We start from the raw sequence: 21,534 nt of genomic DNA on the forward strand, positions 1-21,534 counted from the left end.
TCACCGCACCGACATCGACCAACTCACCCTGGCCTGCGGACCCCACCACCGCCTCCTCGAGAAGGGCTGGACCACCCGAAAACGCGCCAACGGCGACACCGAATGGATCCCACCACCACACCTCGACCGCGGGCAACCGCGGACCAACACCTTCCATCACCCCGAGGATCTACTGAGCGAGGGAGACGGCACGACGTAAAGCTCGAGCGGTCAGACCCGAGCGAAGGCAGCGCCGGGTAAGACTATTGCTGCGGAGGAGGCGGAGGAAGGGGCGCCGGCGCCGTCCGGCGAGGACGCGGCCGAATTTGGCCGCAGTTCAGGCCGATTATGCAGTCCGAGCCGCTTGCTTGGGGTTGGACGGCGTCGTTGCAGCAAACGCCGTCGGGCGATGCGGGCGTCGGGGCCGCGATCGGCGCAGGGGCGACCTCGATCGGCGCGGGGGCGGCGTTGGTACGCGCAATACCCACACCACCGATGCCCCCGAGTCCCAGTGCAAGGACGGCACCAACGCACATTGCGGCCCTGCCCGTTCGATTCGCCATGGCACCCGATCCTAATTTTTCGCTGGTGAATGTATAGAGCCGCAGCGCGGCTTTGTGGCGCGGTGGCGCACCCCGAGTAGCTCTTTCCTCCGAGACCATTCGACCACCTCCACAATTGGTGCGAACTCGAATCAGCGAACGCCTTCGGCCTGCCACCAGTCGTACAGAGCGGCTTGGGTGCTCTCCGGGGCGATGCCCTGCTCGGCGACCACCAGCGTCCGCGCGGGGATGTCCGTCCAGACCAGATAGACGCCGTCGTCTCGGCCGGTGCCGAGGAACACCACCGACCCGTTATGGCCGCCGCGATTCCACTCGGTGGGCCCCTTGGTGCCATCAGGGAACGGTTGCGCCGGAGTCTGCGGGGCCTCCGTGAGGCTGCGCTGGAAGTCGGCGTTCAGATCGTCGGTGTTGGCGTACAGCAGGTAATCCGCGTTCCAGGGGCCGCCGGGATCGTGACTGTAGTTGTCACAGTTGACCGCGGCTACCGCCACGGCGGAGTGCGCGCCCGCTGGGTGGCAGTCGGCGGGGGTGTAGCCGCCCGAGAGGTGGCTCATCAGCGTCTGCACGTCGGCCGGATTATTGGCGGGGTCGGCCGCGGCCGTCGTGGCTAACCCAGTGGCGGTCAGACCGGTCATGGCGGTAACCACGCCCGCGCGGGCCAGTCGGGAACGCAGGCGGGCCATGGGTGCCTCCTTTGCTGGGCAAAGAGCTACGGCGGTGAGTTTAACTCCTAGTCGCGCACGGCGCCTCTTATAGAGGCGCTCTGAGCTGCAGCGCATCGCCAGGCGACATCAGCGGCGAGATCAACCGGCTTGCTTGGCCGGCGGCCGATAGAAGATCGCCAATTGGCCGATCGCCCCAAGCAGGCCAAGCCCCGCCGAGATCGCCAGACCCTGCCAGCCGTCGAACCAGTTCTTCCCGAAGACCAGGTAGTCCAGGCTGTACTTGCCCGCGCCCAGGGTGGCCACGCCCACGGCGCTGACCGCCAGCACCAGGTTGTACTCCCAGCCCTCCTTGACGATGAAGAAGCCGTTGGCGCGGTGCACGGTCCAGGCCGCGACCAGCATCAGCGAGACGAAGCCCGCCGCCGGGATCGGGGTCAGAAAGCCGGCGGCCAGTCCCAGGCCGGCGGCCATTTCGGTGGTCGCCGCCACGGTGGCGTGGAACTTACCGGGCTTCATGCCGATGCTTTCGAACCAGCGCGCGGTGCCGGGGATGCGTCCCCCGCCGAAGAACTTGTTGTAGCCGTGCGCAGCCAAAGTCACGCCCAACACCAGCCGCAGGATCAGTACTCCGACGTCATGGAACGTGTCATATGAAGTCATAGTTGTAAACCTAGATCATGGGATGGGTGGCAGGACAAGAGCCGCCGAGCAGCTACGTCGCTTAATCCGTTGGTCCGTGTGGGAACATTGCGGGCGTTCCGACGTCGGCCCGATCAGTAGGTATGCCACAAAGGGGGTGCACCACGGCTCGTATCGCACGAGGCGGCACCCACGCGTCAAGCAGACGAGTCCCGCCCATCGAGCACTCCGTGGTGTCGCTGGACGGAAGGTCGAGCCACCCGCGGGAGTTGCTGGGCAACAAGGGCCACGGCATCGACGCGATGCGCCGGCAGAACCTGCCGGTACCGCCGGCGTTCTGCATCACCACCGCGGTGGGACTGCGCTATCTCGCCGACCCGGTGGCCACCATGGACGCCATCTGGGACGACGTTCTGGACCGGATGCGCTGGCTCGAGGCGCAAACCTCGCGCACGTTCGGGCGTGGCCCGCAGCCCCTGTTGGTCAGCGTGCGCTCCGGAGCCACCCAGTCGATGCCGGGCATGATGGACACCATCCTTGACCTCGGCATCAACGATGCCGTCGAGCAGGCGCTGGCGGCAGCCGGCGACCAGGCCTTCGCCCGCGATACCCGACGGCGGTTCACGGAAATGTATCGGCGCATCGTCGGCGTCGGTGAACACGAATCGGTGCCCTCCGATCCGTACGCACAGTTACGCGCGGGCATCGAGGCGGTGTTCGCCTCCTGGAATTCGCCGCGCGCGATCGCCTACCGCGCCCACTACGGAATCGACGATCAGCACGGCACCGCGGTCGTCGTGCAGGCCATGGCTTTCGGCAATCTCGGCCCCAATTCCGGTGCTGGAGCGTTCTTTTCGCGTAACCCCATAACGGGTGACAACGAGCCGTTCGGCGAATGGCTGCCCGGCGGCCAGGGCGACGACGTGGTCTCGGGATCGGTCGACGTCGAACCGATCGTCGCGCTGCGCGACGAACAGCCGGCCGTTTACGACGAGTTGCTTGCTGCCGCCGGCAGCCTGGAGCGGCTGGAGGCCGACATCCAGGAGATCGAGTTCACCGTCGAGGACGGCAAGCTGTGGCTGCTGCAGACCCGCTCGGCGGAGCGTTCGGCACAGGCGGCGGTGCGCTCGGCGCTGCAACTGCGGCACGAGGGACTCATCGACGATGCGGAGATGCTGCGGCGGGTGACCCCCGCGCATGTCCGGACCCTGCTCCAACCGGCGCTGCAGCCCGAGACACGTTTGGCGGCACCGCTTTTGGCCAAGGGAGTGCCGGCCTGCCCGGGCGTGGCCTCGGGAACGGCGTACACCGATGTCGACGAGGCGCTGCGCGCCGCCGATCGCGGCGAGCCGGTGATCCTGGTGCGTGACCACACCCGGCCCGAAGATGTGTCGGGCATGCTGGCCGCGCAGGCCATCGTCACCGAGGTCGGCGGGGCCTCCAGCCATGCGGCCGTGGTCAGCCGCGAACTGGGCCGGGTCGCGGTGGTGGGCTGCGGCCAGGGGGTAGCGGCAGCGCTGGCCGGCAAGCAGATCACCGTCGACGGCGCGGAAGGCGAAGTGCGCGAAGGCAAGCTGAGCCTGTCGGCGTGGTCGGAGGACGATACGCCGGAACTGCGGGAACTGGCCGACATCGCGCGGCCGCTCAGCCCGCTGCGCGCCCACCCGGCGGGCGACCACGTGCGGCTCGACGACAGCTCCGAGGCCGCCGTGCGCGCCGCCCTGGACGCCGGGCACGCCGACGTGGTTTCGGCGACCCCGTTGATCGTGATGCTGACCGCGCTGCGCCTGGCATCGAAACCAGCACAATGACGGAATTGGAGGTGCTGCAAGCGGTTCGGCTCAAGGGCCGGGTGAGTCCGGCCGACCTGACCGCGACCCTGGGCACCGACCTGGCCGCCATCACTCCCACCGTCGAGCGGCTGGCCGCGGCCGGACTGCTGACCGAAGGCGTGACGTTACGGATCACCTCCGCCGGCAGCGACAGGCTCGCGGCGTTGCTCGCCGAGGAGCGCGCGGGCATCGATTCGACCGCCATGGCCGCCGCCTATGCCGACTTTCGCGCGGTCAACGCCGACTTCAAACGCCTGGTGACGGATTGGCAGCTCAAGGGCGGCCCCGGCGGCGCTCCCAACGCCCATGACGATGCCGACTACGACGCCGCGGTGTTGGCCCGCCTCGACGACGTGCACGCCCGCACCATGCCGATCGTCGAGGCGGCCGCGGCGCAGCTGCCGAGGCTGCGCGCTTACGGCACGAAACTGGTTGCGGCGCTGGACAAAGTGCGGGCCGGGGAGACGACGTGGCTGACCCGTCCGCTGATCGACTCCTACCACACCGTGTGGTTCGAGCTGCACGAAGAGCTGATCGGCGCCGTCGGTTTGACCCGCGAAGAAGCCGCCAGATCCGGTGATGCGCAATAGCTAGAGCGCCGCGTCCAGCAGCGCCAGGTAGGCATCGATATCGGGCACGGCCGATGCCGCCGCGTGCACGCTGATCGCGATGGTGTCGCCGATGCCGTGCACACCGTGCGTCAGCCCCATCATCGGCGAGAGCGCCGGATATCCCGACGTCAGCACTACCGGGGCCGCGCCGAAGCTCAGATCGGCCGCCCCCCGGTTGACGCTGGACACCACGGTGTTACCCGACACCTGGGTCGCGCGCTCGTGTACATCGAATTGCCCGATGCCCCACCGCAATAGGCCGGCGGGCACCGCGGCGAACGCGAGGTCGGCGGCCCTGGTGGCCGGGTGCTCGAACCGGCGCCGGCCGTTGGCCAGGTCGGCCGCGATCCGTTCGGCGCGCGCGTTCGGTCCGAGGCTGGGGTACAGCCCCACCACGACGTTGCCGAAGTGGTTGTACGCCCGCGCCGCGCCGGGCTTGGCCATCGGCACCTCGGCGCCCAGCGAATCGCATTGCCCACCAAGCAGGTTGGCGAGGGCCTGGGATATCGCGCTCAGCACGCCCACGGTGACCGTCGGGCCCGGCAGCTGGGAGCGATGACGCACCAACGTCCGCGCCGCGCGGGCGCCGCCGGGACATGCGTTCGTCTGCAGCACCGGACGCGACCCGGCCCCGGCGGCCAGCCGGCCCGCGCGGATGTCGCGTTCCAGCGCGCGGTGGGTCCGCGCCGCGTGGACCGCCCGCCAGGGCAGGAACCCGGGGCGTGGGACGGGCACCGGCGGCACCGGCTCGGACCTGCCGAACAGCCAGGCCGCCATGGCCGCGGAGCGGGCGCCGTCGGCCAGCGCGTGCGCGACCTGCAGCACCGCGACCGTCCCCGGTCCGGCGACGCCCGGAATGCCGCGCACCGGGGTGAAAACGTGCAGCCGCCAGGCCATTCGGCGAATGTCCAGCTGGTCGGCCGCGAGGCCGGCGACCGCGGCCAGCACGCCGTCCCAGCTGTCATGGGCCAACTCGTGGCGGACGACCTGCTCGGGCGTGACGGCCGCCGGCACCCACCGCGGGTAGCGCAACCGGCCGCGGTCTTTCAGCCGTATCGTCAGCGCCGGCTCGGCGTGGGCCCGCCCGCGGAGTCGCTCGACGGCGTGCGGGTAGTCGGCGGCCTCGCCGTCGAAGGCGTACAGCAGAAACTCGTCGTTGGGGATCTTGGCCGACATCCAGTAGAACTGCGCGTCGACGGCGGCCATCCGGTGCCCCGGTACGGCGATGGCCACGGTGTCAGCCCGGCGAACCGATGAACCCGAGCACCAGGTCGGCGACCTTGTCGGGCTGTTCAAGCTGCAGGAAGTGCCCGGCATGTTCGACGATGCCGACCTCGCTGCCCGGGGGCAACACCTTTTCGGCCCAGCGCGTGAAAGCCGGTGTCATGCAACCGTCGTCGCGGCCGTGCAGGTACAGGCAGGGCAGCAGGGGTTCTTCGGTCCACAGCTGATTCAGCTCGGCATACCGCGCCGACGGCCGGGTGTTGCGGATGGTGGCGCGGTACGGTCCCAGCGCCGCCCGCCAGCTCTCCGGCGCCCCGATCGCGGCGTCGACGTGCCGCAGATCCTCGTCGGCGCGATAACCGGGCGACCACCGCCGCCACAGCAGCGGCAACACCCAGGACGCGGAACGCTCAGGCAGCCAAGGCAATTGGAAGTACACGATGTACCAGCTGCGGAACACCTGGCGCGCCAGATGCGCGGCCAGCCGGCCCCGCTCGGCGGCGCCACCCCCGCGCCGCCGGAACGCCGCCGACGGTGGCACCGACATGATCACCGCCTTGGTGAACGGGCTGTCGGGCATGGCGGCCAGCCCGGTCCCGGCGATCGCGCCCCAATCGTGGCCGATGATCACGTCGTTGTCGGTGCCGCCCGCGGCCTCACGGACCCGCAGGGCGTCGTCCATCAGCGCACCGACCTGATAGCTGCCGTCGACCGGGATCGACGACGGCGCGTATCCGCGCATGAAAGGCGCGACCACCCGCCAGCCCGCCGACGCGAGCCGCGGCGCGACTTTGCGCCAGCCATAGGGCGTGTCGGGGAAGCCATGCAGGCACAACGCGATGGGACCGTCGTTCGGCCCCCAGGTGAGGCACTTGAGATCGCCCGCAGGCCCGGTCACGTCGATCCAGCCTGGTTCAGCCATGTTCACTCCCTGCTCGACGTCTCCGCAGGGATCAACCTAACCTGTGCGGCCGCGCGACGCACCGACCCTGGTCGATATGGCGTCAAAACACCGCTGTATCAGCGGTTTTCACTGTTGCAGTGCGGCGGCCCGCTCCAGCTCGGCGACGACGATCTTGCGCATGCCATACATCGCGTTGGTGGCCGCCGCCGCCCGGTCGCGATCCGGATCGCTGATCAGTTCGTAGAGCCGGTCCGGGACGATTTGCCAGCTCAGCCCGAAGCGGTCCTTGAGCCAGCCGCATTGCGATTCCTCGCCCCCGTCGGTCAACCGGTCCCAGTAGTAGTCGACCTCGTCCTGGTCCTTGCAGTGGATCGTGAAGGACACCGCTTCGCTGAACTGGAAGTGCGGACCGCCGTTGATCCCGATGAACCGGGTGCCGTCCAGCACGAAGCTGCCGGACAGGACGGTCCCGGGTTCGCCAGGTCCGGCGTCGGTGGTCTGGTTGAAACCCTCGATGTGGGAGTTGGGGAACACCGAGGTGTAGAACTTGGCGGCTTCCTCCAGGTTGTCGTCGAACCACAACGACGGGGTGATCGATGGCATGTCCTTCGGCCTCCTTGACGGCTCGTGCGTTTCTGCATTGCTAGACCCGGGCGCCGACGAAAACTCACCGCGTCGTCCACCCGCGCAACAGTGCTTAACCGGCCTATGTAACGTCAGATCGCATGAGTACCGTCAGCAGCAGTCCCGAGACGGTTGAGTTTGCCGGTGTCGGCGGGATCACCCTGGTCGCCGACGAATGGAATCGCGGCTCCGGCGGTGCCGGGCGGCCGAGCATCCTGATGTTGCACGGGGGCGGCCAGAACCGGTTTTCCTGGAAGAACACCGGTCAAACGCTGGCCGATGAGGGGCTGCACGTGGTGGCGCTCGACTCGCGGGGACACGGGGACAGCGCGCGCTCGCCCGACGCCGACTACGAGATCGAGACGCTGACGGGCGACGTCATGCGGGTCCTCGAGGCGATCGGTCGCCCGGTGACCATCATCGGGGCCAGCATGGGCGGCCTGACCGGCATCCTGGCCGCGTACCGGGCCGGTCCGGCGAGGGTCACCCGATTGGTGCTCGTCGACGTGGTGCCCCGGTTCGAAAAGGGCGGCAGCGCCCGCATCCGCGACTTCATGTTCAGCGGCCTCGACGGCTTCGACTCGCTGGAGCAGGCGGCCGACGCCGTCGCCGCCTACCTGCCCTACCGGAGCAAGCCACGCAGCCCCGAGGGCCTGAAGAAGAACCTGCGCCTGCGCGACGGCCGCTGGTATTGGCACTGGGACCCGGCGTTCATGACCAAGCCCGGCGACGATCCCGAACTGCGCACCGAGAGCTTCGAGCAGGCCGCCAAGAGTCTGACCATTCCCGTGTTGCTGATCCGCGGAAAGCTGTCCGACGTGGTGAGCCCGGAGGGCGTGCGGCACTTCCTGGCTACCGTCCCGCGCGCGGAATTCGTCGAGCTGTCCAACGCCGGCCACACCGCGGCCGGCGACAACAACGACGCGTTCAGCGACGCGGTGGTGGCCTTCGTCAACCGCCGCTAGTTCAATGGCGGCGACCCGCTTCGCCCGGCTACGCCGCCCTCGTCAACCGCCGCTAGTTCGCCGGCTTCTCGGCGTGCCCGCCGAATTGCTTGCGCATCGCCGAGAGTGCCTTGTTGGCGAAGTCGTCGAGCGAGCGCGAGGCGAAGCGGGACTGCAGCGCGGTGGTCAGCACCGGTGACGGCACTCCCTCGTCGATCGCCGCGATGGCGGTCCAGCGGCCCTCCCCGGAGTCGGAGACCCGGCCGGAGAACTCCTTCAGGTCCGGCGATTCGTGCAACGCGATGGCCGTCAGATCCAGCAACCAGGAGCCGATGACGCTGCCGCGCCGCCACACCTCGGCGACCTCGGGAATGTCGAAGTCGTACTGGTAGAACTCGGGGTGTTCCAGCGGCGCGGTTTCGGCGTCGCCCTCCTGCACGTGCTTGCCGATGTCGGCGTTGCGCAGGATGTTCAGCCCCTCGGCGAGCGAGGCCATCATGCCGTACTCGATGCCGTTGTGCACCATCTTCACGAAGTGCCCGGCGCCGGACGGGCCGCAATGCAGATAGCCCTGCTCCGACCGCTCGACCTCGCCTTCGCGGCCCGGCGTGCGCGCCGCGGCGTCGACGCCCGGTGCGACGCTGGCGAAGATCGGCTCGGCGTGCAGGAAAGCCTCGTCGTCGCCGCCGATCATCAGGCAGTAGCCGCGCTCCCGGCCCCACACGCCGCCGCTGGTGCCACAGTCGAGTAGGTGAATTCCCTTCTCCGACAGCGTCTTTGCGTGACGGATGTCGTCTCGGTAGTAGGAGTTGCCGCCGTCGATGACGATGTCTCCGGAGTCCAGCGTCTCGGCCAGCTCGTCGATCACCCCGGTCGTGATGGTTCCGGCCGGGACCATAACCCAGATCAGTCGCGGTGCCTTCAGCTTCTCGGCGAGTTCTTTCAGCGAGGACACCCCGGTGGTTTTGTCCTCACCCTCCATCGCCTTGACCGCGTCGGGATTGTGGTCGTAGACCACACATTCGTGTCCGTCCTTGACCACGCGGCGGACGATGTTCGCGCCCATCCGGCCGAGGCCGATCATTCCAAGCTGCATCGTGTCCCTCGTCTCCTTACTGTTCCTTGGGCGTGCTGCGCGGCAGCCACGGCTCTTGCCAGCTGTGGTGACCACGCAGCAGCGCCTTCGCGGCCTCGGGCCCCCAGGAGCCCTGGTCGTAGTGATGGATTCGGCCCGGCTTGTCCAGCACCGGCTGCACGATTCGCCACGTCTCTTCGATGGCGTCTTCGCGGGCGAACAACTGGTGATCGCCGTTGAACGCGGCGTAAAGCAGGCGTTCATAGGGCCGTACCGGTTCGCCGAGATCCTCGGCGAACGACGAATCCAGGTGAACGTCGTGCCAGGAATCGCCGGCCTGCGCGGACAACTGCAGCCGCATCCCGGGATCGGGGTCGATGCGCAGCACGATCTGATTGCACTCGGGCGGGCGGCGATTGGGCAGAAACGAAAAGCCCGGAACGTGGTGCAGAAACATCCGGACCTCGGTGACCTTGTCCGGCAACGCTTTTCCGGCGCGTAGGAAAATCGGCACGCCGGCCCACCGCCAGTTGTCGATCTCGGTCCGCAGCGCAATGTAGGTCTCGGTGGTGGAATCCTTTGCGACACCGGCGACATCGGTGTAGCCGCGGTACTGTCCGCGCACGCAGCGCTCCGGATCCAGGGCGGGCATCGCCCGAAAGACCTCGGCCTTCTTGTCGTTCAGGTCGTCGGCGCCGGCGCCGACCGGGGGCTCCATGGCGACCAGGGCAAGCACCTGCAGCAGGTGGTTTTGCACCACGTCGCGAAGCGTGCCCACCGCGTCGTAGAACTTGCCGCGGTCCTCGATCCCGAAATCCTCGGCCATGGTGATGTGGATTTCGGAGATGCTGTCGCGGTCCCACAGCTTGGCCAGGCCGTTGTTCGCGAACCGCAGGTATTGCAGTTCCTCGACGGGTTGTTTGCCCAAAAAGTGGTCCACGCGCAGGATTTGGTCTTCGTCGAGAACCGCGCGCAGTCGGGCGTTGAGGTCGCGCGCCGAGTCCAAGTCGTGGCCGAACGGTTTTTCCACCGCCACCCGGGCCCGCTCCAGCAGGTCGGCTTTCGCCAGGTTCTCCACGATGGGCGCGAACAGGGCGGGCGGCATCTCCAGGTAGTAGAGCGGATGGGAATCCGACGGGATCTTCTTGGCGAGCTGCGTGTAGAGGCCGGCGTCGGTGACGTCGCCGTGCAGGTAGGACAGCCGGTCCGCCAGCCGATCGAAGACCGCGTCGTCGAACTGCTCCCCCGATGCCTTGATGGCGTCGCGCGCCCGGTCCTGCAGCTGTTCGAGGGTGATGTCGTCACTGGCCACGCCCACGATCGGGTGGTTCAGCATGTCGCGGCGCTCGAGCCGGTACAGCGCCCGGAACGTCATTTTCCGCGCCAGGTCCCCGGTGATTCCGAAGATCACCAGCAGGTCAGATGGGTTACTGTCGTCGTCGGCCAAAACCGCTCCTCCCGAAAGTCACCTGATCGGCTCCCTTGAGATCACTACCCGCGGCCGGCGGACTCAACACTAGACACTGCCGATAGGGCCGACAACCTGGGCGGACCGCGGCCTTGAAAGGATGACCGGCATGGCTGACCCGCTGCACGTCACGGTCTACGTTCTGGCCGGGATCGCCGCGATCGAAGGTATCGCGCTGATTGTGTTGTGGCGGTTGCTGGTGCGCAGCCAACAGCAACTCGACGAGCTGCGCCAGCGGACCGACACCCGCAACCAGTTGCTGTCGGGCGGGCGCGAGGCCGTCAAGAGGGTGTGGAACACCGCCAACCTGATGCGCAAGGAAGGCTTCGGCGCCGTGGTGCGCAGCAGCATCGAAGACCTCGCGGACTGGGCCGAAGTCGAGCGACCCGACCTTGCTCGCGTCACTCCCGACGGCCGGGTGGTGATCTTGTTCTCCGACATCGAGGAGTCCACCGCACTCAACGAGCGGATCGGCGACCGGGCCTTCGTCAAGCTGATCAGCTCGCACGACAAGCTGGTCTCGGATCTGGTGCGGCGACGGTCCGGTCATGTGGTGAAGAGCCAGGGCGACGGATTCATGATCGCCTTCTCCCGCGCCGAGGAGGCGGTCCGGTGCGGTATCGACCTGCAGCATGCGTTGCGCAGGCAGGCAAACCGCAAGCGGCGCGAGGAGATTCGCGTTCGGATCGGGATCCACATGGGCCGCTCGGTGCGCCGTGGCGACGACCTGTTCGGCCGCAACGTCGCGATGGCGGCCCGGGTCGCCGCCCAAGCGGTGGGTGGGCAGATTCTGGTGAGTCAGCCGGTGCGAGACGCGCTTTCCGATTCCGACGGCGTCCGGTTCGACGACGGCCGCAATGTGGAGCTGAAGGGCTTTTCGGGCACCTACCGCTTGTTCGCCGTCGAGTCGCCGGCCGATTCCGAGCCGGACTGAACGCCGTCGCCGTTGTATTCGGCCAATCGCTGATGCAGGCGATCGCGGACCTCGTCCGCGGTGTATGCCCGCCGCTTGCGCTGGTCGCGGACGACCAGCACGCCCCCGGCGACGACACCGGCGGCACCCGCCAACCCCAGCCACTTCCACACATTGCGCATGACATCAGGCTATGCGCCGCCGGATCGTTGTGGCCCGGTTGTGGTTGACTTGTGTGCCCGCAACGCACGGCGACGGATCACGCGCGCCGTGCCGGCGGGCTGATAGTGGCGACGACAACGGCGAAACCTGCAGCGGCGGACGGGCTTACCAAGATGCTCACCTTGAACCAAGCGCTCGAAGAGACCCGCACCGGCGACCTTTGGCTGTTTCGCGGCGGCTCGGGACCGGACCGCGCGATCCAGACGCTGACGAACAGCCCGGTGAACCACGTCGGCATGACGGTGGCCATTGACGACCTGCCGCCGCTGATCTGGCACGCCGAACTGGGTGACAAGCTCGTCGACCTGTGGACGGGGACGAATCATCGTGGCGTGCAACTCAACGACCTTGCCCAATCGGTCACGCAGTGGTCGCAGCGTTACCACCAACGGTGCTGGCTACGCCAGCTGACGCCGCCGGCCACCCGGGAGCAAGAGAACAAGCTGCTGCGCGTGATCGCGCGGATGGACGGCACCGCGTTTCCCACCACCATGCGGTTGACCGGCCGATGGCTGCGCGGCCGGCTCCCGAACGCCTACGACTGGGGGCGGGGAATCCCGTTCGTGGACAGGAAGGTTCGCGAATCGACACAGCGGCGCAAGGAACGCCAGCGGCTCGGCCTGGAAGTGGCCTACTGCGCGGAAACCGTGGCAATCACCTACGAGGAGATGGGGTTGCTCACCACCGAGAAGTATTCGAACTACTTCGACCCCGGGTCGTTCTGGAGCGGTGACCGGCTTCCGCTCGCACCGGGCTATGCCCTGGGCGATGAAATCGAGATATCAATCGGCTAGTCGAGGGTCAGTCGACCGCCACCTCGCCCATCTCAGACCAACCCGTGGCATCGATGGTCTGATTGATGATCTTCGGGGTGGACTTCAGCGCGGGCGGGAGTTCCTGCATGAAGCGCTTGAAGTGATCGCTGTTGACATGGACACCGCCGGCCTCATCGTCGCGGAACGCCTCCACCAAGACGTACTCCGCCGGGTTGTCCAGGCTGCGCGACCACTCGAACCACAGATTGCCTTCCTCGGCCCGAGTCGCCGCGGTGAACGAGGCGACGAGATCCGGCCAGCGGTCGGTCCAGTCGGGTTTGGTTTCGAACTTGACGACGATGAAGATCATTGCGGCCCCGCCTAGGTTCGCTGCTTCTGGTTACGCCCGCCCGGTCTCCGCGGGCAGCGCCAGCCTATCCGGCCGCGATTGGTGGCGGACCGCCGCGACGGAGGACTGCTGGCCGTAATTTGCTTTAAGTAATGGTCAGAGCAAAGTGGGCTCATGCGTCTCTCAAGACGCATGAGCCCACTTGCGCCGCACGGTTCCAGTGGCGGAGCTCACAAACCGGACGATGCCGGGAGTATTTCACTACCGATACTGCCACCCGATTCGGCTCGCGCTACCGAGGACACAATCCATTATGGCGAACTACGTCGGATGTATTTTGTTATCAATTCGCAATTCCTGCGTGGCCGGATAAATGTAATTCACATTCCGGGCGGAGCCGGCGGCGCCGGAGCGTCGATCAGGACGGCCGGTGGCGGCGGAGCGTCCGGCGGTGGCGGCGGCGCATCCGGTGGCGGCGCAGGAGCGTCGGGCGCGGGCGGCGGCGCGTCCGGCGGAGGCGGCGGCGCGTCGGGCGGGGGCGGCGGAGCGAACAGCGGCGGCGGCGGCGCGTCCTCCGCGGGCATCGGAAGGAACATATGGTGCGTGAATCCGGCCTGGTAGGCGCCCGCACCGCCCATGTGCACCCCGCCACGCTCACCGCTGGAGACCGCCGTTCCGTCCGGCAGCGTCACCGCCGTGTGGCCACCGTTCCAGCCGATGACCAACGCGTTGGGGGCGGTTCCATATTGGAAGCCGCGCGCCAACAATGCACCCTCTTCGTTTCCGGTGTTGAATCGATCCCCGAAAACGGGCCTGTCAGTTGCTGCATTAGCAATCCAGGACGCGAGTCCCGAACAATCGGTCCCGGCGGGCGAATCTCCACCCGCAATATAGGGCGTGCCGGAGACCTGACTGATTAACGACATCAATGATGCAATAACGACCATGGGCAGGGAGGCTAGCAATAACAATTGTCGTGAACCAAAATTTGTGGCGCAGGTCATTCGCTATTCAGACCATGACGTGCGCCGCACCTAGAGCAAACTTATTAGGCACCGGTATATTTTCGGCGGCTAAGCGCCTGCGGTTGCCGAGCGCCCGCCCTCGGCCCCCGGGCGCTTGCCGCGGAGGCCTAAGCCTTGTCCCGGCTTCGTTCGCTTTGCGCCGTCTCCCGATCGACGTCGGCTTGCTCTCGCTTGGCGCGGGCTCGCACGCGCTTGCCTCGTTCGTCCACGCGCCGCAGCCGCTCGCGTTCGCGCTCCGCGGCCGAGCCCTCGCGTTCGTCCGCTCGCTGCTCGCGTTCGTCGGCCGCCCGCTCGCGGTCGTCGGCGATCTGCTCACGCTGGTCGGCGACCCGGTCTCGTCTACCGGCCTGAAATTCCCGCCTTTTCAACTCCGCCTCGCGTCGGGCAACGGAATCTTCGCGCTCGTCGAGCGCGTGCGCCCGCCGTTCCGACTCCGCGGGCGGCTCGAGACGATCCTCGGCGGCCACAGCTCACCCTAACGCTGCGGCGGCCCATTGCTTCGACCGCCAGGCGCCGTAGCGGCCAGTTCCTCACACAGGGAGATGTCGGATCAGATGGGCGTCCAGATTCCGTTGTTCCAGATTCCCCAGTTGCCGGCACCGGTCGGGTTCCACATCATCTGAGCCCCGGGCGCCCAAGCCGGTTGCGGTGGCTGCGGCGGGGCCCACGCCGGTGGCGGTCCCCAGGGCCCCCAGCCCGCGGGCGCGGACGGGCCCCCGGGCCTTTGCCAGTCGTGGCATTGATGCCAGTCCCAGTCCAAGACATTTCCCCAGGCGGGGTTCCACGGATCGCCGGGACACCAGTGGCCGGTGGGCGCCGGGGCCGCCGCGGCGACGGGGCCACCGGCGAGACCCAGAACGCCCAGCGCCAAGGCGCCGCCCACCACCACGCTCGCTGTCCGCTTCACCGTCTGCATCCCCTCACACTTTCTCGATACCGGCATCCGGGCAAGTAGCAATTACGGGCGACTACTGGCGGCCGTCGAGGAGATGGGCGTAGGGGTCACTCTCGGAGCCGACGGTCTCAGGCATCGGATAGTAGGTCTTGATCAGAAGATTTCCGTCGTCGTCCCATGCGAAAGTCTCAATGCTGTAAGCCATTTGAACGTTGGGCTCAGTACCGAAGCGATTCTCACAGACCCAGGCCATCTCGTTGCCGTTCACCTGAACGGTGATCATCTTGATCTTGAGGATGGACTGGAACATGTCGAACGCGTCAGAGGTGGCGACGTCGAAGCCGTGCTTTTCGGCCGTACCGACCGGATCGAACATGCGCACCTCGCCCGGACAGATCGTGCGCCAAGACGCTACCCATGCGTCCTTCTTCCCGGCATTCCATAATTCGGCATGCTTGGTCGCATGCGCCAAGCGAGCCTGGCGACTCGGGACACTGGCCATGACGGATTCCCTTCGTTACACCCCACGTAGGAAGCATTGATAGGTCAATGAAACCACTGAGCGTGCTCAATTTGAAGGGTCGCTCTGCGGGCCGGTCATACTCCGAACTTGGCACGCGCCTCCTGCGTCACCGGGGTGAACAGGTTGACCAGGTTTCCATCCGGATCCCGAAACAACAGTGCGCGGTTGCCCCAGGGCATCGTGGTCGGCTCCGTCACCACCTCGCCGACGTGCTCGCGGAGGCGCGCGTATTCGGAGTCCACGTCCTCGACGATGAATTCCAGGATGGCGCTCCGGTTGGCCCCGGGTTCGGCGGAACCGTCGCCGAACAGCGGGACGGTCTTATCACTGCCGATGGCCAGCGTGCCGATCGGCGTCGGGATCTCGGCGAAAAGCTCGTTGCCCCAGACGGCCGAGACCCCCGTGACCAGCTGGTAGAAATCGACGAGCCGCCTGACGTCGGCCGTGATGATGCGGGTCGATATGAATTTCATGCGGTGCCTCCAGGTGAGCGCGGTGGGCGTCTGAGCACGGAATGCTAAGCGCCGCCCCCGACACCTCCGACCGCCATCACAGTGGCGGGCATCCTGACGAGTTCAGGTGCCAGTCGATCCTTCGGCACCGGTTTCGCTAATGCGATCTCGGGTGGCTGCCGTCAAATATGTCCAGCGCCGCAGGATGGCGTCAGCTTGAGCGGCGCGGTGGCTCTCGGCCGCTTGTCTATGCGCTGCGACGTCACCTAGTCCCGCGCTTATAGCGCGATCGTGAACTCGGGCCGCCCGATTGTGGGCATCGGCGGCAAACAGCTGGGCCCGGACCGTATTGCGCTGTCGCGCCCGAAGGCGGTCTTCCAGGCCCTCGGCGAACGGGTGGGTATCGCCGCTGGAGGGCGGCGGAGGTTCGACTGGCCGGCCTGGTGGTGTCTTATCCGCCTGGCCACCCAGCGCGGGCGCTGACGCATCGGGGCGGCGGCCTGCAGGCGTTCGCCTCGGTTCGTTCCCCAGTTGCGCTAGCAGCAGTCTTGCTCGAAGGCATGACCCGATCGCGGCAAAAGACACTTCCTGGGCGGTCGCTCTGTGTAGTCCGGAAACGATGCACTCGAACTCAAGGACGTTGAGCAATCGATCGCGTTGAGCCGTCGCCAGGTGCCAGGTATCGGCGTGGTCAGCCACAGCCCCGCCTTTCGAGTTTTTACTTCCCCGTTGGGCCATGTGGATGGCTGGCACGCCGCGTAGCTCAAGACAGTTACTCGTCTGGCGCCAGAGTGCCGTAGGAGAACCGCTCGGCCCGGATGGCGTTCAACGAGTTCCGACGAACCCGTTCGAGCCCGTCGCTGTGCTCAACGTACGTCATCGGACGACGACGCCCAAGACTTGCAACCAGTCCGACGTTCGTTTTCTGGACGCGAGCTTCGTTTGGCGGCCTCGCGCGTCCGGCATATGCCGCCCGTTTCTCGCCCGTCCAGACCGTGACCCGACGCGCCGAATCACCGGCCCGGAAGGGTTCTCCTGGCCTGCCAGGCGACGCCCGGCACCGTCTTCGCCAGATCCGGTCGGTTCCTGGCGAACGCGCGGAGGGCGCGGTAGAACGACCAAAGTTGGCGGGGAGTAGGCACTTTCGGCACAGCGGCCAGTTCCCAATGGATCCCGTTGATCGGGTCGTCGAAGAAGACCGCGTAGTAGCCGGCCCAGTACTGCGGGTATTCCTTGGGTTCGTCGGTGACCGGGATGTCGCGCGCGACCAAGAATTCGCGGTGGAAGCGGTCGACCTCTGCCCCGTTGCGGGCCCACAGCGCAATGTGATTGATGCCGACCGCCTGGTCGGCGTGCGTCAGCTTCGCCCCGGTCCGCGCGGGTTGGATGCCGATGTAACTGTGCGGGTTGACGTTTCGCGTCATGTAATACGTCGACTCGTATTCCATGTTGAGCGACGAGAAGCTGCTGTAGCCGAGCCAGCCGAACAACGCGTCGTAGAACGCGATGGAGTCGTCGTAGTCCAGCACCGCGAACTCGACGTGACACACACCCCGCCACCGCATCGTGCTCCAACCTTAGTCATCCATGAACAGACTGTCCGCGTATCGCGCTGATGCGACTGACGGGATAACGCGAATGCTTGCGATAACCGCTCGAGTCACCAGAAGCGGCCCGTTCAGAAGGGAGACACCGAGGCACCCGATCAGTTTGGGATAGCGACGCTCATACCCCCGTCGATCATCCAGACGGCGCCCACGGCGTAACTCGCCAAGCCGGAGGCTAAAAAGGCTGCGACATGGGCTATTTCGGCGGGATCCGCGGCGCGTTGGACGGGCGCGCCTTTCCCATGCTCGACCAGGTTTTCTGGATCGCCCAGGATGTTGGTGACGACATCACCGACGCCGAGGGCGTTGATCCGGATGCCGTCATCGATAGCCTCCAGGGCGGACGTGCGGGTCAGCTGCGCGAGCGCTCCTTTGGACGCGGCGTAGGCCGAAATCGTCTTGAAGCTTTGAAAGCAGGCGTACGAACCGATGTTCACGATGGCGCCACTCCGGCGGGGAATCATTGCGCGCATCGCCTCTCGGGTGTGAAGAAACGCCCCGGTGACGTTGGTATCGAGGATGTGATTCCAGTCTTCCAGGGTCGTGTCGATGACCGGCTTGTTGATGATGGTGCCGGCGTTGTTGAGCAGGATGTCGAGTTGGCCGAAGCGGCGACTGGCCAACTCGACCGCGTCGTTCGCCGTTTGTTCCTGAGCGACGTCACCGACGAGTGGCGCCACCGTGTCGATGTCGGAGTACAGATGCTCGATCGCGGGGTCGATGTCTTCGGCGACGACATTGACGCCGTATTCGATCAACTGTCGGGTAATGGCCCGACCGATGCCGCTGGCCGCGCCGGTCACGATCGCTACCTTGCCGCGCAGGTCTTCGCTGAGGTGGTCGACGCTCATGCACCCTCCCGTGGTTATAAGAATCGTCGCTCAAACAACGCTACGTAGCGTAGCGATTGTTGTCAAACGGAGATATCGTCGTACCCAGCGATGCCCTGGATGAAGACGCCCTAAATGAAACGCCTTGGATGAAGACGCCCTAAATGAAGACGCCTTGGATGAAGAGGAGCCCGTGATGTCGGCAACGGAATCGGATGGGCAGCGAAGCGGAGGGCCGACGAGGAGCGAGAAGACGACGGCGATGATTCTGCGGGCCGCGTTGGAGCTCGGCACCGAAATGGGATTCGATGCGCTCACCGTGGAACGGCTGGCTCAAAGAACGGGGGTCGCCAAGACGACGATCTACCGGAGGTGGCCGAACATCTCCACGGTGGTGATGGATGCGTTCCTCGCCGAAGTGGATCGGGCCGCTCCGATCGTCGAACGTGGCACCGCCCGCGAAAGCTTGGCGGCATCACTGAGATCCCTGGTCCGCCTGTACCGGACTCCGCACGGCCATATATTGCGCATCTTGATCGGACGGGCCCAGATCGATGACGAATTGCGCAACGCGATGACCACACGCTGGGTCGAGCCCCGGCGAGCACGCGCCCGATCCGTCGTCCGGCGCGGGATCGACTCCTCGGAGCTTCGAGAGGGGCTCGATCCCGACGTCGTCCTCGATCTGCTTTATGGGCCCGTTTATCACCGCCTGCTTGTTCCCTACGAGCACAGCGACCTGTCGGAGGCCTACATCGACGCGCTACTAGACGCCGTCTTCACCGGGTTGGCTACCTGATGCTGACGACTTTGTTCCACCGAGCACTCGGCCACTTCGACGCGTGTGAGGCTCAACCCATCGCTCCGCACCTACCCGGGACGCCAACGCCGGCCCTTCCCGGTGCAATTCCATGATCCTAGTTCGGGTCGGCAAACCCATACGGTGAAAGATGTTCTCCGCGTAGTCGAATGGGTGTGTACGCGCGCAAATCGCGTTGCCGACGGCGTGCGAGGCAGCCCCTAGACGTTGAACCGGAACTCGACCACGTCGCCGTCGGCCATCACGTAGTCCTTGCCCTCCATGCGGACCTTGCCCGCCGCTTTGGCCGCCGCCATCGAGCCAGCGGCGATGAGGTCGTCGTAGGAGACGATCTCGGCTTTGATGAAGCCCTTTTCGAAATCGGTGTGGATCACCCCGGCGGCCTTCGGTGCGGTGTCGCCCTGATGAATCACCCACGCGCGCGCCTCTTTTGGGCCCGCCGTCAGGTAGGTCTGCAGCTTGAGGGTGTGAAAACCGGCCCGCGCCAAGGCATCCAGTCCCCGCTCGGTTTGCCCGATCGACTCCAGCAGCTCGGCGGCCGACTCGTCGTCGAGCTCTTGGAGTTCGGCCTCGATCTTCGCGTCGAGGAACACCGCGTCCGCGGGGGCGACCATCGCGGACAGCTCGGCCTTGCGGGCATCGTCGGTCAGCACTGACTCGTCGGCGTTGAACACGTACAGAAACGGCTTGGTGGTCATCAGGTTCAGCTCGCGCAGCGGTGCGGCGTCGACGCCGGCCGCAAACAGCGTCTTGCCCGAGTCCAGCACCGCCTCCGCGGCGACGGCGGCCTCGTGCACCGGCTTGCGCTCCTTGTTGTTGCGGGCTTCCTTCTCCAGCCGCGGCACGGCCTTCTCCAGGGTCTGCATGTCGGCGAGGATCAGCTCGGTCTCGATCACCTCGATGTCGGCGCGCGGGTCGACCTTGCCGTCCACGTGCACCACGTCGTCGTCGGCGAACACCCGCACCACCTGGCAGATCGCGTCACACTCGCGGATGTTGGCCAGGAACTTGTTGCCCAGGCCGGCGCCCTCGGAGGCGCCCTTCACGATTCCGGCGATGTCGACGAACGTGACCGGCGCCGGAACGATCTTCTCGGAGCCGAACATCTCGGCCAGCTTGTCCAGCCGGGGATCGGGCAGCGGGACGACGCCCTCGTTGGGCTCGATCGTCGCGAACGGGTAGTTGGCCGCCACCACGTTGTTCCGGGTCAGCGCGTTGAACAAGGTCGACTTGCCGACGTTGGGCAACCCCACTATTCCCAGGCTCAGGCTCACGGGGAACCAAGTCTAGGGGTCCTGGCGACCACGGGCGCCGGGGACCGTTGATCACCGCCGATACTGCACGCCGGCATGGCGCGCGCAGGATCGCAACGAGGTATTTACGGGCCTTTCGGCCCATTCCCGGTACGGTCTACATGTGTCAGCACAGCGGGCGAGTTCGACGGTGGCGGATGGTCACCGTTCGATCCTTCCAAACATCCCAGGTGTCCCCTGGTACGCAGCCCTGCTTATCGCCGTCACCGCGACCGCCATCGGTTACGGAATCGACGCTGGTCACAAGGAGCTGACCCACGTCTTCGCGGGCTTCTATATAGCCGGCTGCGTGGCGGCGGTGCTGGCGGTACGCCAGGACGGCATCTTCACCACGATCATCCAGCCGCCCCTGATCCTGTTCGGCGCGGTGCCGGGCGCCTACTGGCTGTTCCACGATGCCAAGGTCGGCCGCCTCAAAGACCTGCTGATCAACTGTGGCTATCCGCTGATCGAGCGCTTCCCGCTGATGCTGGGCACCGCCGGCGGCGTGCTGGCGATCGGACTGGCCCGCTGGTATTTCGGAAACGCCTACAAGACAAGGACATCGGCGCGCGCCTCTGAAGACGCTCCGGACGCCGCCGGTGTGGCCGTCAAGTCGTTCTTCAATGGCATCGTCGCCAAGGCGCAGTCGGTGCTGCAGTCGGATACCGACGACGACGACACCGACGAAACCACCGATGCCCGCCGCGCCCGCAGGTCGAGCTCGTCGTCGAGGACGCGCCGCACGACGCGCAGCACCCGCTCCACGACCCGCTCGGCCCGTAGCCGTTCCCGGCATTCCCGCGAGCCGTTGGGCGACGGGTCCGAACCGGCCGAGCGGCCCGAACGTCCCCGGCGCAGCACCCGCCGCACCGCCGCGTCGGCCCGCGATTATGACGCCGCCGAGCCGCCCCGACGGTCCCGCCGGCCCAGGCCGGACGCCGACGCCGATCCGCGTGGCCAATCGGCCCGGGAACCGCGTCGCGAACCGCGCCCCCGCCGCAGCCCCTACGACCGGCCCACCCCGCGGAGCAGCCGTTTCGACGGCTTTGAGTCCTACGGGGACAGGTATGAGCCGCCGAGCGGCCCGACTTCCGGGGGCCGGTACGAAAGCCGCGAACCGTACGCGCCGCCGTATGAACCGAGGCGCCGGCGTCCGCCGTCAACCGGCACGAACGGAACCCATCACCCCATCTCCCAGGTCCGCTACCGGGGCGCCGGTTCGCAGGAACCGCCCCGCGAGCCGCACACCGAGCGGCGCAGCCGCACGCGGACGCCCGGCCGGTCGCCGGCGGAATCCTGGGAATACGACGTCTAGCGCAG

Annotated in this window: 25 protein-coding genes and 1 pseudogene; 9 read left to right on the forward strand and 17 right to left on the reverse strand. The window is 66.7% G+C overall.

Annotated features, from left to right (window positions below; all coding sequences use genetic code 11):
* Nucleotides 1-199, forward strand: a pseudogene (locus A5622_RS23495) (hypothetical protein); the annotation flags it as partial.
* A 474-nt stretch (nt 200-673) separates the two neighbouring features.
* On the opposite strand, the gene A5622_RS23500 reads toward A5622_RS23495, so the two are convergent.
* Both A5622_RS23500 and A5622_RS23505 read right to left on the reverse strand, forming a co-directional pair.
* On the reverse strand, nt 674-1,225 hold the full coding sequence (locus A5622_RS23500) for a hypothetical protein (protein WP_066881544.1): 552 nt from the start codon (nt 1,223-1,225) through the stop codon (nt 674-676).
* Between the two features lie 120 nt (nt 1,226-1,345).
* Entirely contained in the window at nt 1,346-1,867 is a 522-nt protein-coding gene (locus A5622_RS23505) for a DoxX family protein (protein WP_066869040.1), read from the reverse strand.
* A 209-nt stretch (nt 1,868-2,076) separates the two neighbouring features.
* On the opposite strand from A5622_RS23505, the gene A5622_RS23510 reads away from it, so the two are divergent.
* Nucleotides 2,077-3,657 (forward strand): pyruvate, phosphate dikinase, encoded by a 1,581-nt coding sequence (locus tag A5622_RS23510; RefSeq protein ID WP_066881546.1) that lies wholly within the window; start codon nt 2,077-2,079, stop codon nt 3,655-3,657.
* Complete coding sequence (locus A5622_RS23515; protein ID WP_066881547.1) at nt 3,654-4,268, forward strand: hypothetical protein; 615 nt, start codon at nt 3,654-3,656, stop codon at nt 4,266-4,268. Before A5622_RS23510 ends, A5622_RS23515 begins: the two co-directional genes overlap by 4 nt.
* Here the strand turns inward: A5622_RS23515 and A5622_RS23520 are convergent, their stop codons facing one another.
* The 3 genes from A5622_RS23520 to A5622_RS23530 form a co-directional block, all read right to left on the reverse strand.
* Nucleotides 4,269-5,495 (reverse strand): wax ester/triacylglycerol synthase domain-containing protein, encoded by a 1,227-nt coding sequence (locus A5622_RS23520; protein WP_066881570.1) that lies wholly within the window; start codon nt 5,493-5,495, stop codon nt 4,269-4,271.
* Between the two features lie 31 nt (nt 5,496-5,526).
* Complete coding sequence (locus A5622_RS23525) at nt 5,527-6,435, reverse strand: alpha/beta fold hydrolase (RefSeq protein WP_066869156.1); 909 nt, start codon at nt 6,433-6,435, stop codon at nt 5,527-5,529.
* Nucleotides 6,436-6,543: 108 nt separating this feature from the next.
* Complete coding sequence (locus A5622_RS23530; protein ID WP_066869050.1) at nt 6,544-7,020, reverse strand: VOC family protein; 477 nt, start codon at nt 7,018-7,020, stop codon at nt 6,544-6,546.
* A 122-nt stretch (nt 7,021-7,142) separates the two neighbouring features.
* Between A5622_RS23530 and A5622_RS23535 the strand changes: the two genes are divergently transcribed.
* Entirely contained in the window at nt 7,143-8,006 is an 864-nt protein-coding gene (locus A5622_RS23535; protein WP_066881548.1) for an alpha/beta fold hydrolase, read from the forward strand.
* A gap of 52 nt (nt 8,007-8,058) precedes the next feature.
* Here A5622_RS23535 and gnd read toward each other — a convergent pair whose 3' ends face one another.
* Nucleotides 8,059-9,081, reverse strand: coding sequence for a phosphogluconate dehydrogenase (NAD(+)-dependent, decarboxylating) (gene gnd / locus A5622_RS23540; protein ID WP_066869058.1), 1,023 nt, complete (start codon nt 9,079-9,081; stop codon nt 8,059-8,061).
* Nucleotides 9,082-9,097: 16 nt separating this feature from the next.
* Nucleotides 9,098-10,507, reverse strand: coding sequence for a glucose-6-phosphate dehydrogenase (locus A5622_RS23545; RefSeq protein WP_066869061.1), 1,410 nt, complete (start codon nt 10,505-10,507; stop codon nt 9,098-9,100).
* 121 nt (nt 10,508-10,628) lie between these two features.
* Here A5622_RS23545 and A5622_RS23550 point away from each other — a divergent pair, with 121 nt between their 5' ends.
* On the forward strand, nt 10,629-11,462 hold the full coding sequence (locus A5622_RS23550; protein ID WP_066881549.1) for an adenylate/guanylate cyclase domain-containing protein: 834 nt from the start codon (nt 10,629-10,631) through the stop codon (nt 11,460-11,462).
* On the opposite strand, the gene A5622_RS23555 is transcribed toward A5622_RS23550, so the two are convergent.
* Entirely contained in the window at nt 11,414-11,623 is a 210-nt protein-coding gene (locus A5622_RS23555) for a hypothetical protein (RefSeq protein WP_066869068.1), read from the reverse strand. The two genes, A5622_RS23550 and A5622_RS23555, sit on opposite strands and share 49 nt — an antisense overlap.
* Before the next feature lie 153 nt (nt 11,624-11,776).
* Between A5622_RS23555 and A5622_RS23560 the strand changes: the two genes are divergently transcribed.
* On the forward strand, nt 11,777-12,457 hold the full coding sequence (locus A5622_RS23560; RefSeq protein ID WP_066869070.1) for a guanylate cyclase: 681 nt from the start codon (nt 11,777-11,779) through the stop codon (nt 12,455-12,457).
* Nucleotides 12,458-12,464: 7 nt separating this feature from the next.
* Here the strand turns inward: A5622_RS23560 and A5622_RS23565 are convergent, their stop codons facing one another.
* From A5622_RS23565 to A5622_RS23585, 6 genes are all read right to left on the reverse strand, one after another.
* A complete protein-coding gene (locus A5622_RS23565; protein WP_066869073.1) occupies nt 12,465-12,788 on the reverse strand; it encodes a putative quinol monooxygenase in 324 nt (107 codons plus the stop codon).
* A 359-nt stretch (nt 12,789-13,147) separates the two neighbouring features.
* Entirely contained in the window at nt 13,148-13,771 is a 624-nt protein-coding gene (locus tag A5622_RS23570) for a C40 family peptidase (RefSeq protein ID WP_231998208.1), read from the reverse strand.
* A gap of 128 nt (nt 13,772-13,899) precedes the next feature.
* Nucleotides 13,900-14,259, reverse strand: coding sequence for a hypothetical protein (locus A5622_RS28640; RefSeq protein ID WP_082976118.1), 360 nt, complete (start codon nt 14,257-14,259; stop codon nt 13,900-13,902).
* A gap of 83 nt (nt 14,260-14,342) precedes the next feature.
* The gene (locus tag A5622_RS28645; RefSeq protein ID WP_082972113.1) at nt 14,343-14,708 is read right to left on the reverse strand and encodes a hypothetical protein; all 366 of its coding nucleotides are present in this window, start codon (nt 14,706-14,708) and stop codon (nt 14,343-14,345) included.
* Nucleotides 14,709-14,760: 52 nt separating this feature from the next.
* Complete coding sequence (locus A5622_RS23580) at nt 14,761-15,189, reverse strand: hypothetical protein (RefSeq protein ID WP_156753067.1); 429 nt, start codon at nt 15,187-15,189, stop codon at nt 14,761-14,763.
* 95 nt (nt 15,190-15,284) lie between these two features.
* The gene (locus A5622_RS23585; protein ID WP_066869085.1) at nt 15,285-15,683 is read right to left on the reverse strand and encodes a VOC family protein; all 399 of its coding nucleotides are present in this window, start codon (nt 15,681-15,683) and stop codon (nt 15,285-15,287) included.
* Nucleotides 15,684-15,953: 270 nt separating this feature from the next.
* Between A5622_RS23585 and A5622_RS30340 the strand changes: the two genes are divergently transcribed.
* The gene (locus tag A5622_RS30340; protein ID WP_067139224.1) at nt 15,954-16,145 is read left to right on the forward strand and encodes a hypothetical protein; all 192 of its coding nucleotides are present in this window, start codon (nt 15,954-15,956) and stop codon (nt 16,143-16,145) included.
* A gap of 530 nt (nt 16,146-16,675) precedes the next feature.
* On the opposite strand, the gene A5622_RS23590 is transcribed toward A5622_RS30340, so the two are convergent.
* Complete coding sequence (locus tag A5622_RS23590) at nt 16,676-17,227, reverse strand: VOC family protein (RefSeq protein WP_066881552.1); 552 nt, start codon at nt 17,225-17,227, stop codon at nt 16,676-16,678.
* A gap of 140 nt (nt 17,228-17,367) precedes the next feature.
* Nucleotides 17,368-18,120 (reverse strand): SDR family NAD(P)-dependent oxidoreductase, encoded by a 753-nt coding sequence (locus tag A5622_RS23595; RefSeq protein ID WP_066869093.1) that lies wholly within the window; start codon nt 18,118-18,120, stop codon nt 17,368-17,370.
* Between the two features lie 124 nt (nt 18,121-18,244).
* Here A5622_RS23595 and A5622_RS23600 point away from each other — a divergent pair, with 124 nt between their 5' ends.
* Nucleotides 18,245-18,898: a TetR/AcrR family transcriptional regulator gene (locus tag A5622_RS23600; protein WP_197508082.1), complete on the forward strand. Its 654-nt coding sequence runs from the start codon at nt 18,245-18,247 to the stop codon at nt 18,896-18,898.
* A gap of 221 nt (nt 18,899-19,119) precedes the next feature.
* Here the strand turns inward: A5622_RS23600 and ychF are convergent, their stop codons facing one another.
* Nucleotides 19,120-20,193: a redox-regulated ATPase YchF gene (gene ychF / locus A5622_RS23605; RefSeq protein ID WP_066881554.1), complete on the reverse strand. Its 1,074-nt coding sequence runs from the start codon at nt 20,191-20,193 to the stop codon at nt 19,120-19,122.
* A gap of 142 nt (nt 20,194-20,335) precedes the next feature.
* On the opposite strand from ychF, the gene A5622_RS23610 reads away from it, so the two are divergent.
* A complete protein-coding gene (locus A5622_RS23610; RefSeq protein ID WP_197508083.1) occupies nt 20,336-21,529 on the forward strand; it encodes a DUF6542 domain-containing protein in 1,194 nt (397 codons plus the stop codon).
* The last annotated feature ends 5 nt before the right edge of the window (nt 21,530-21,534 follow it).

This window comes from Mycobacterium sp. 1245801.1, from assembly GCF_001673055.1.
In the GTDB taxonomy this organism is placed as follows: domain Bacteria; phylum Actinomycetota; class Actinomycetes; order Mycobacteriales; family Mycobacteriaceae; genus Mycobacterium; species Mycobacterium europaeum_A.

Excerpts from the sequence above, each read along its gene's own strand:
- A5622_RS23505 (WP_066869040.1), bottom strand. The coding sequence starts at position 1,867 with ATGACTTCATATGACACGTTCCATGACGTCGGAGTACTGATCCTGCGG.
- A5622_RS23555 (WP_066869068.1), bottom strand. The coding sequence starts at position 11,623 with ATGCGCAATGTGTGGAAGTGGCTGGGGTTGGCGGGTGCCGCCGGTGTC.
- A5622_RS23500 (WP_066881544.1), bottom strand. The coding sequence starts at position 1,225 with ATGGCCCGCCTGCGTTCCCGACTGGCCCGCGCGGGCGTGGTTACCGCC.
- A5622_RS23560 (WP_066869070.1), top strand. The coding sequence starts at position 11,777 with ATGCTCACCTTGAACCAAGCGCTCGAAGAGACCCGCACCGGCGACCTT.
- A5622_RS23580 (WP_156753067.1), bottom strand. The coding sequence starts at position 15,189 with ATGGCCAGTGTCCCGAGTCGCCAGGCTCGCTTGGCGCATGCGACCAAG.
- A5622_RS23520 (WP_066881570.1), bottom strand. The coding sequence starts at position 5,495 with ATGGCCGCCGTCGACGCGCAGTTCTACTGGATGTCGGCCAAGATCCCC.
- A5622_RS23565 (WP_066869073.1), bottom strand. The coding sequence starts at position 12,788 with ATGATCTTCATCGTCGTCAAGTTCGAAACCAAACCCGACTGGACCGAC.
- A5622_RS23570 (WP_231998208.1), bottom strand. The coding sequence starts at position 13,771 with ATGACCTGCGCCACAAATTTTGGTTCACGACAATTGTTATTGCTAGCC.
- A5622_RS23535 (WP_066881548.1), top strand. The coding sequence starts at position 7,143 with ATGAGTACCGTCAGCAGCAGTCCCGAGACGGTTGAGTTTGCCGGTGTC.
- A5622_RS28645 (WP_082972113.1), bottom strand. The coding sequence starts at position 14,708 with ATGCAGACGGTGAAGCGGACAGCGAGCGTGGTGGTGGGCGGCGCCTTG.
- gnd (WP_066869058.1), bottom strand. The coding sequence starts at position 9,081 with ATGCAGCTTGGAATGATCGGCCTCGGCCGGATGGGCGCGAACATCGTC.
- A5622_RS23525 (WP_066869156.1), bottom strand. The coding sequence starts at position 6,435 with ATGGCTGAACCAGGCTGGATCGACGTGACCGGGCCTGCGGGCGATCTC.
- A5622_RS23530 (WP_066869050.1), bottom strand. The coding sequence starts at position 7,020 with ATGCCATCGATCACCCCGTCGTTGTGGTTCGACGACAACCTGGAGGAA.
- A5622_RS23550 (WP_066881549.1), top strand. The coding sequence starts at position 10,629 with ATGACCGGCATGGCTGACCCGCTGCACGTCACGGTCTACGTTCTGGCC.
- A5622_RS23515 (WP_066881547.1), top strand. The coding sequence starts at position 3,654 with ATGACGGAATTGGAGGTGCTGCAAGCGGTTCGGCTCAAGGGCCGGGTG.
- A5622_RS23590 (WP_066881552.1), bottom strand. The coding sequence starts at position 17,227 with ATGCGGTGGCGGGGTGTGTGTCACGTCGAGTTCGCGGTGCTGGACTAC.
- A5622_RS23585 (WP_066869085.1), bottom strand. The coding sequence starts at position 15,683 with ATGAAATTCATATCGACCCGCATCATCACGGCCGACGTCAGGCGGCTC.
- A5622_RS23595 (WP_066869093.1), bottom strand. The coding sequence starts at position 18,120 with ATGAGCGTCGACCACCTCAGCGAAGACCTGCGCGGCAAGGTAGCGATC.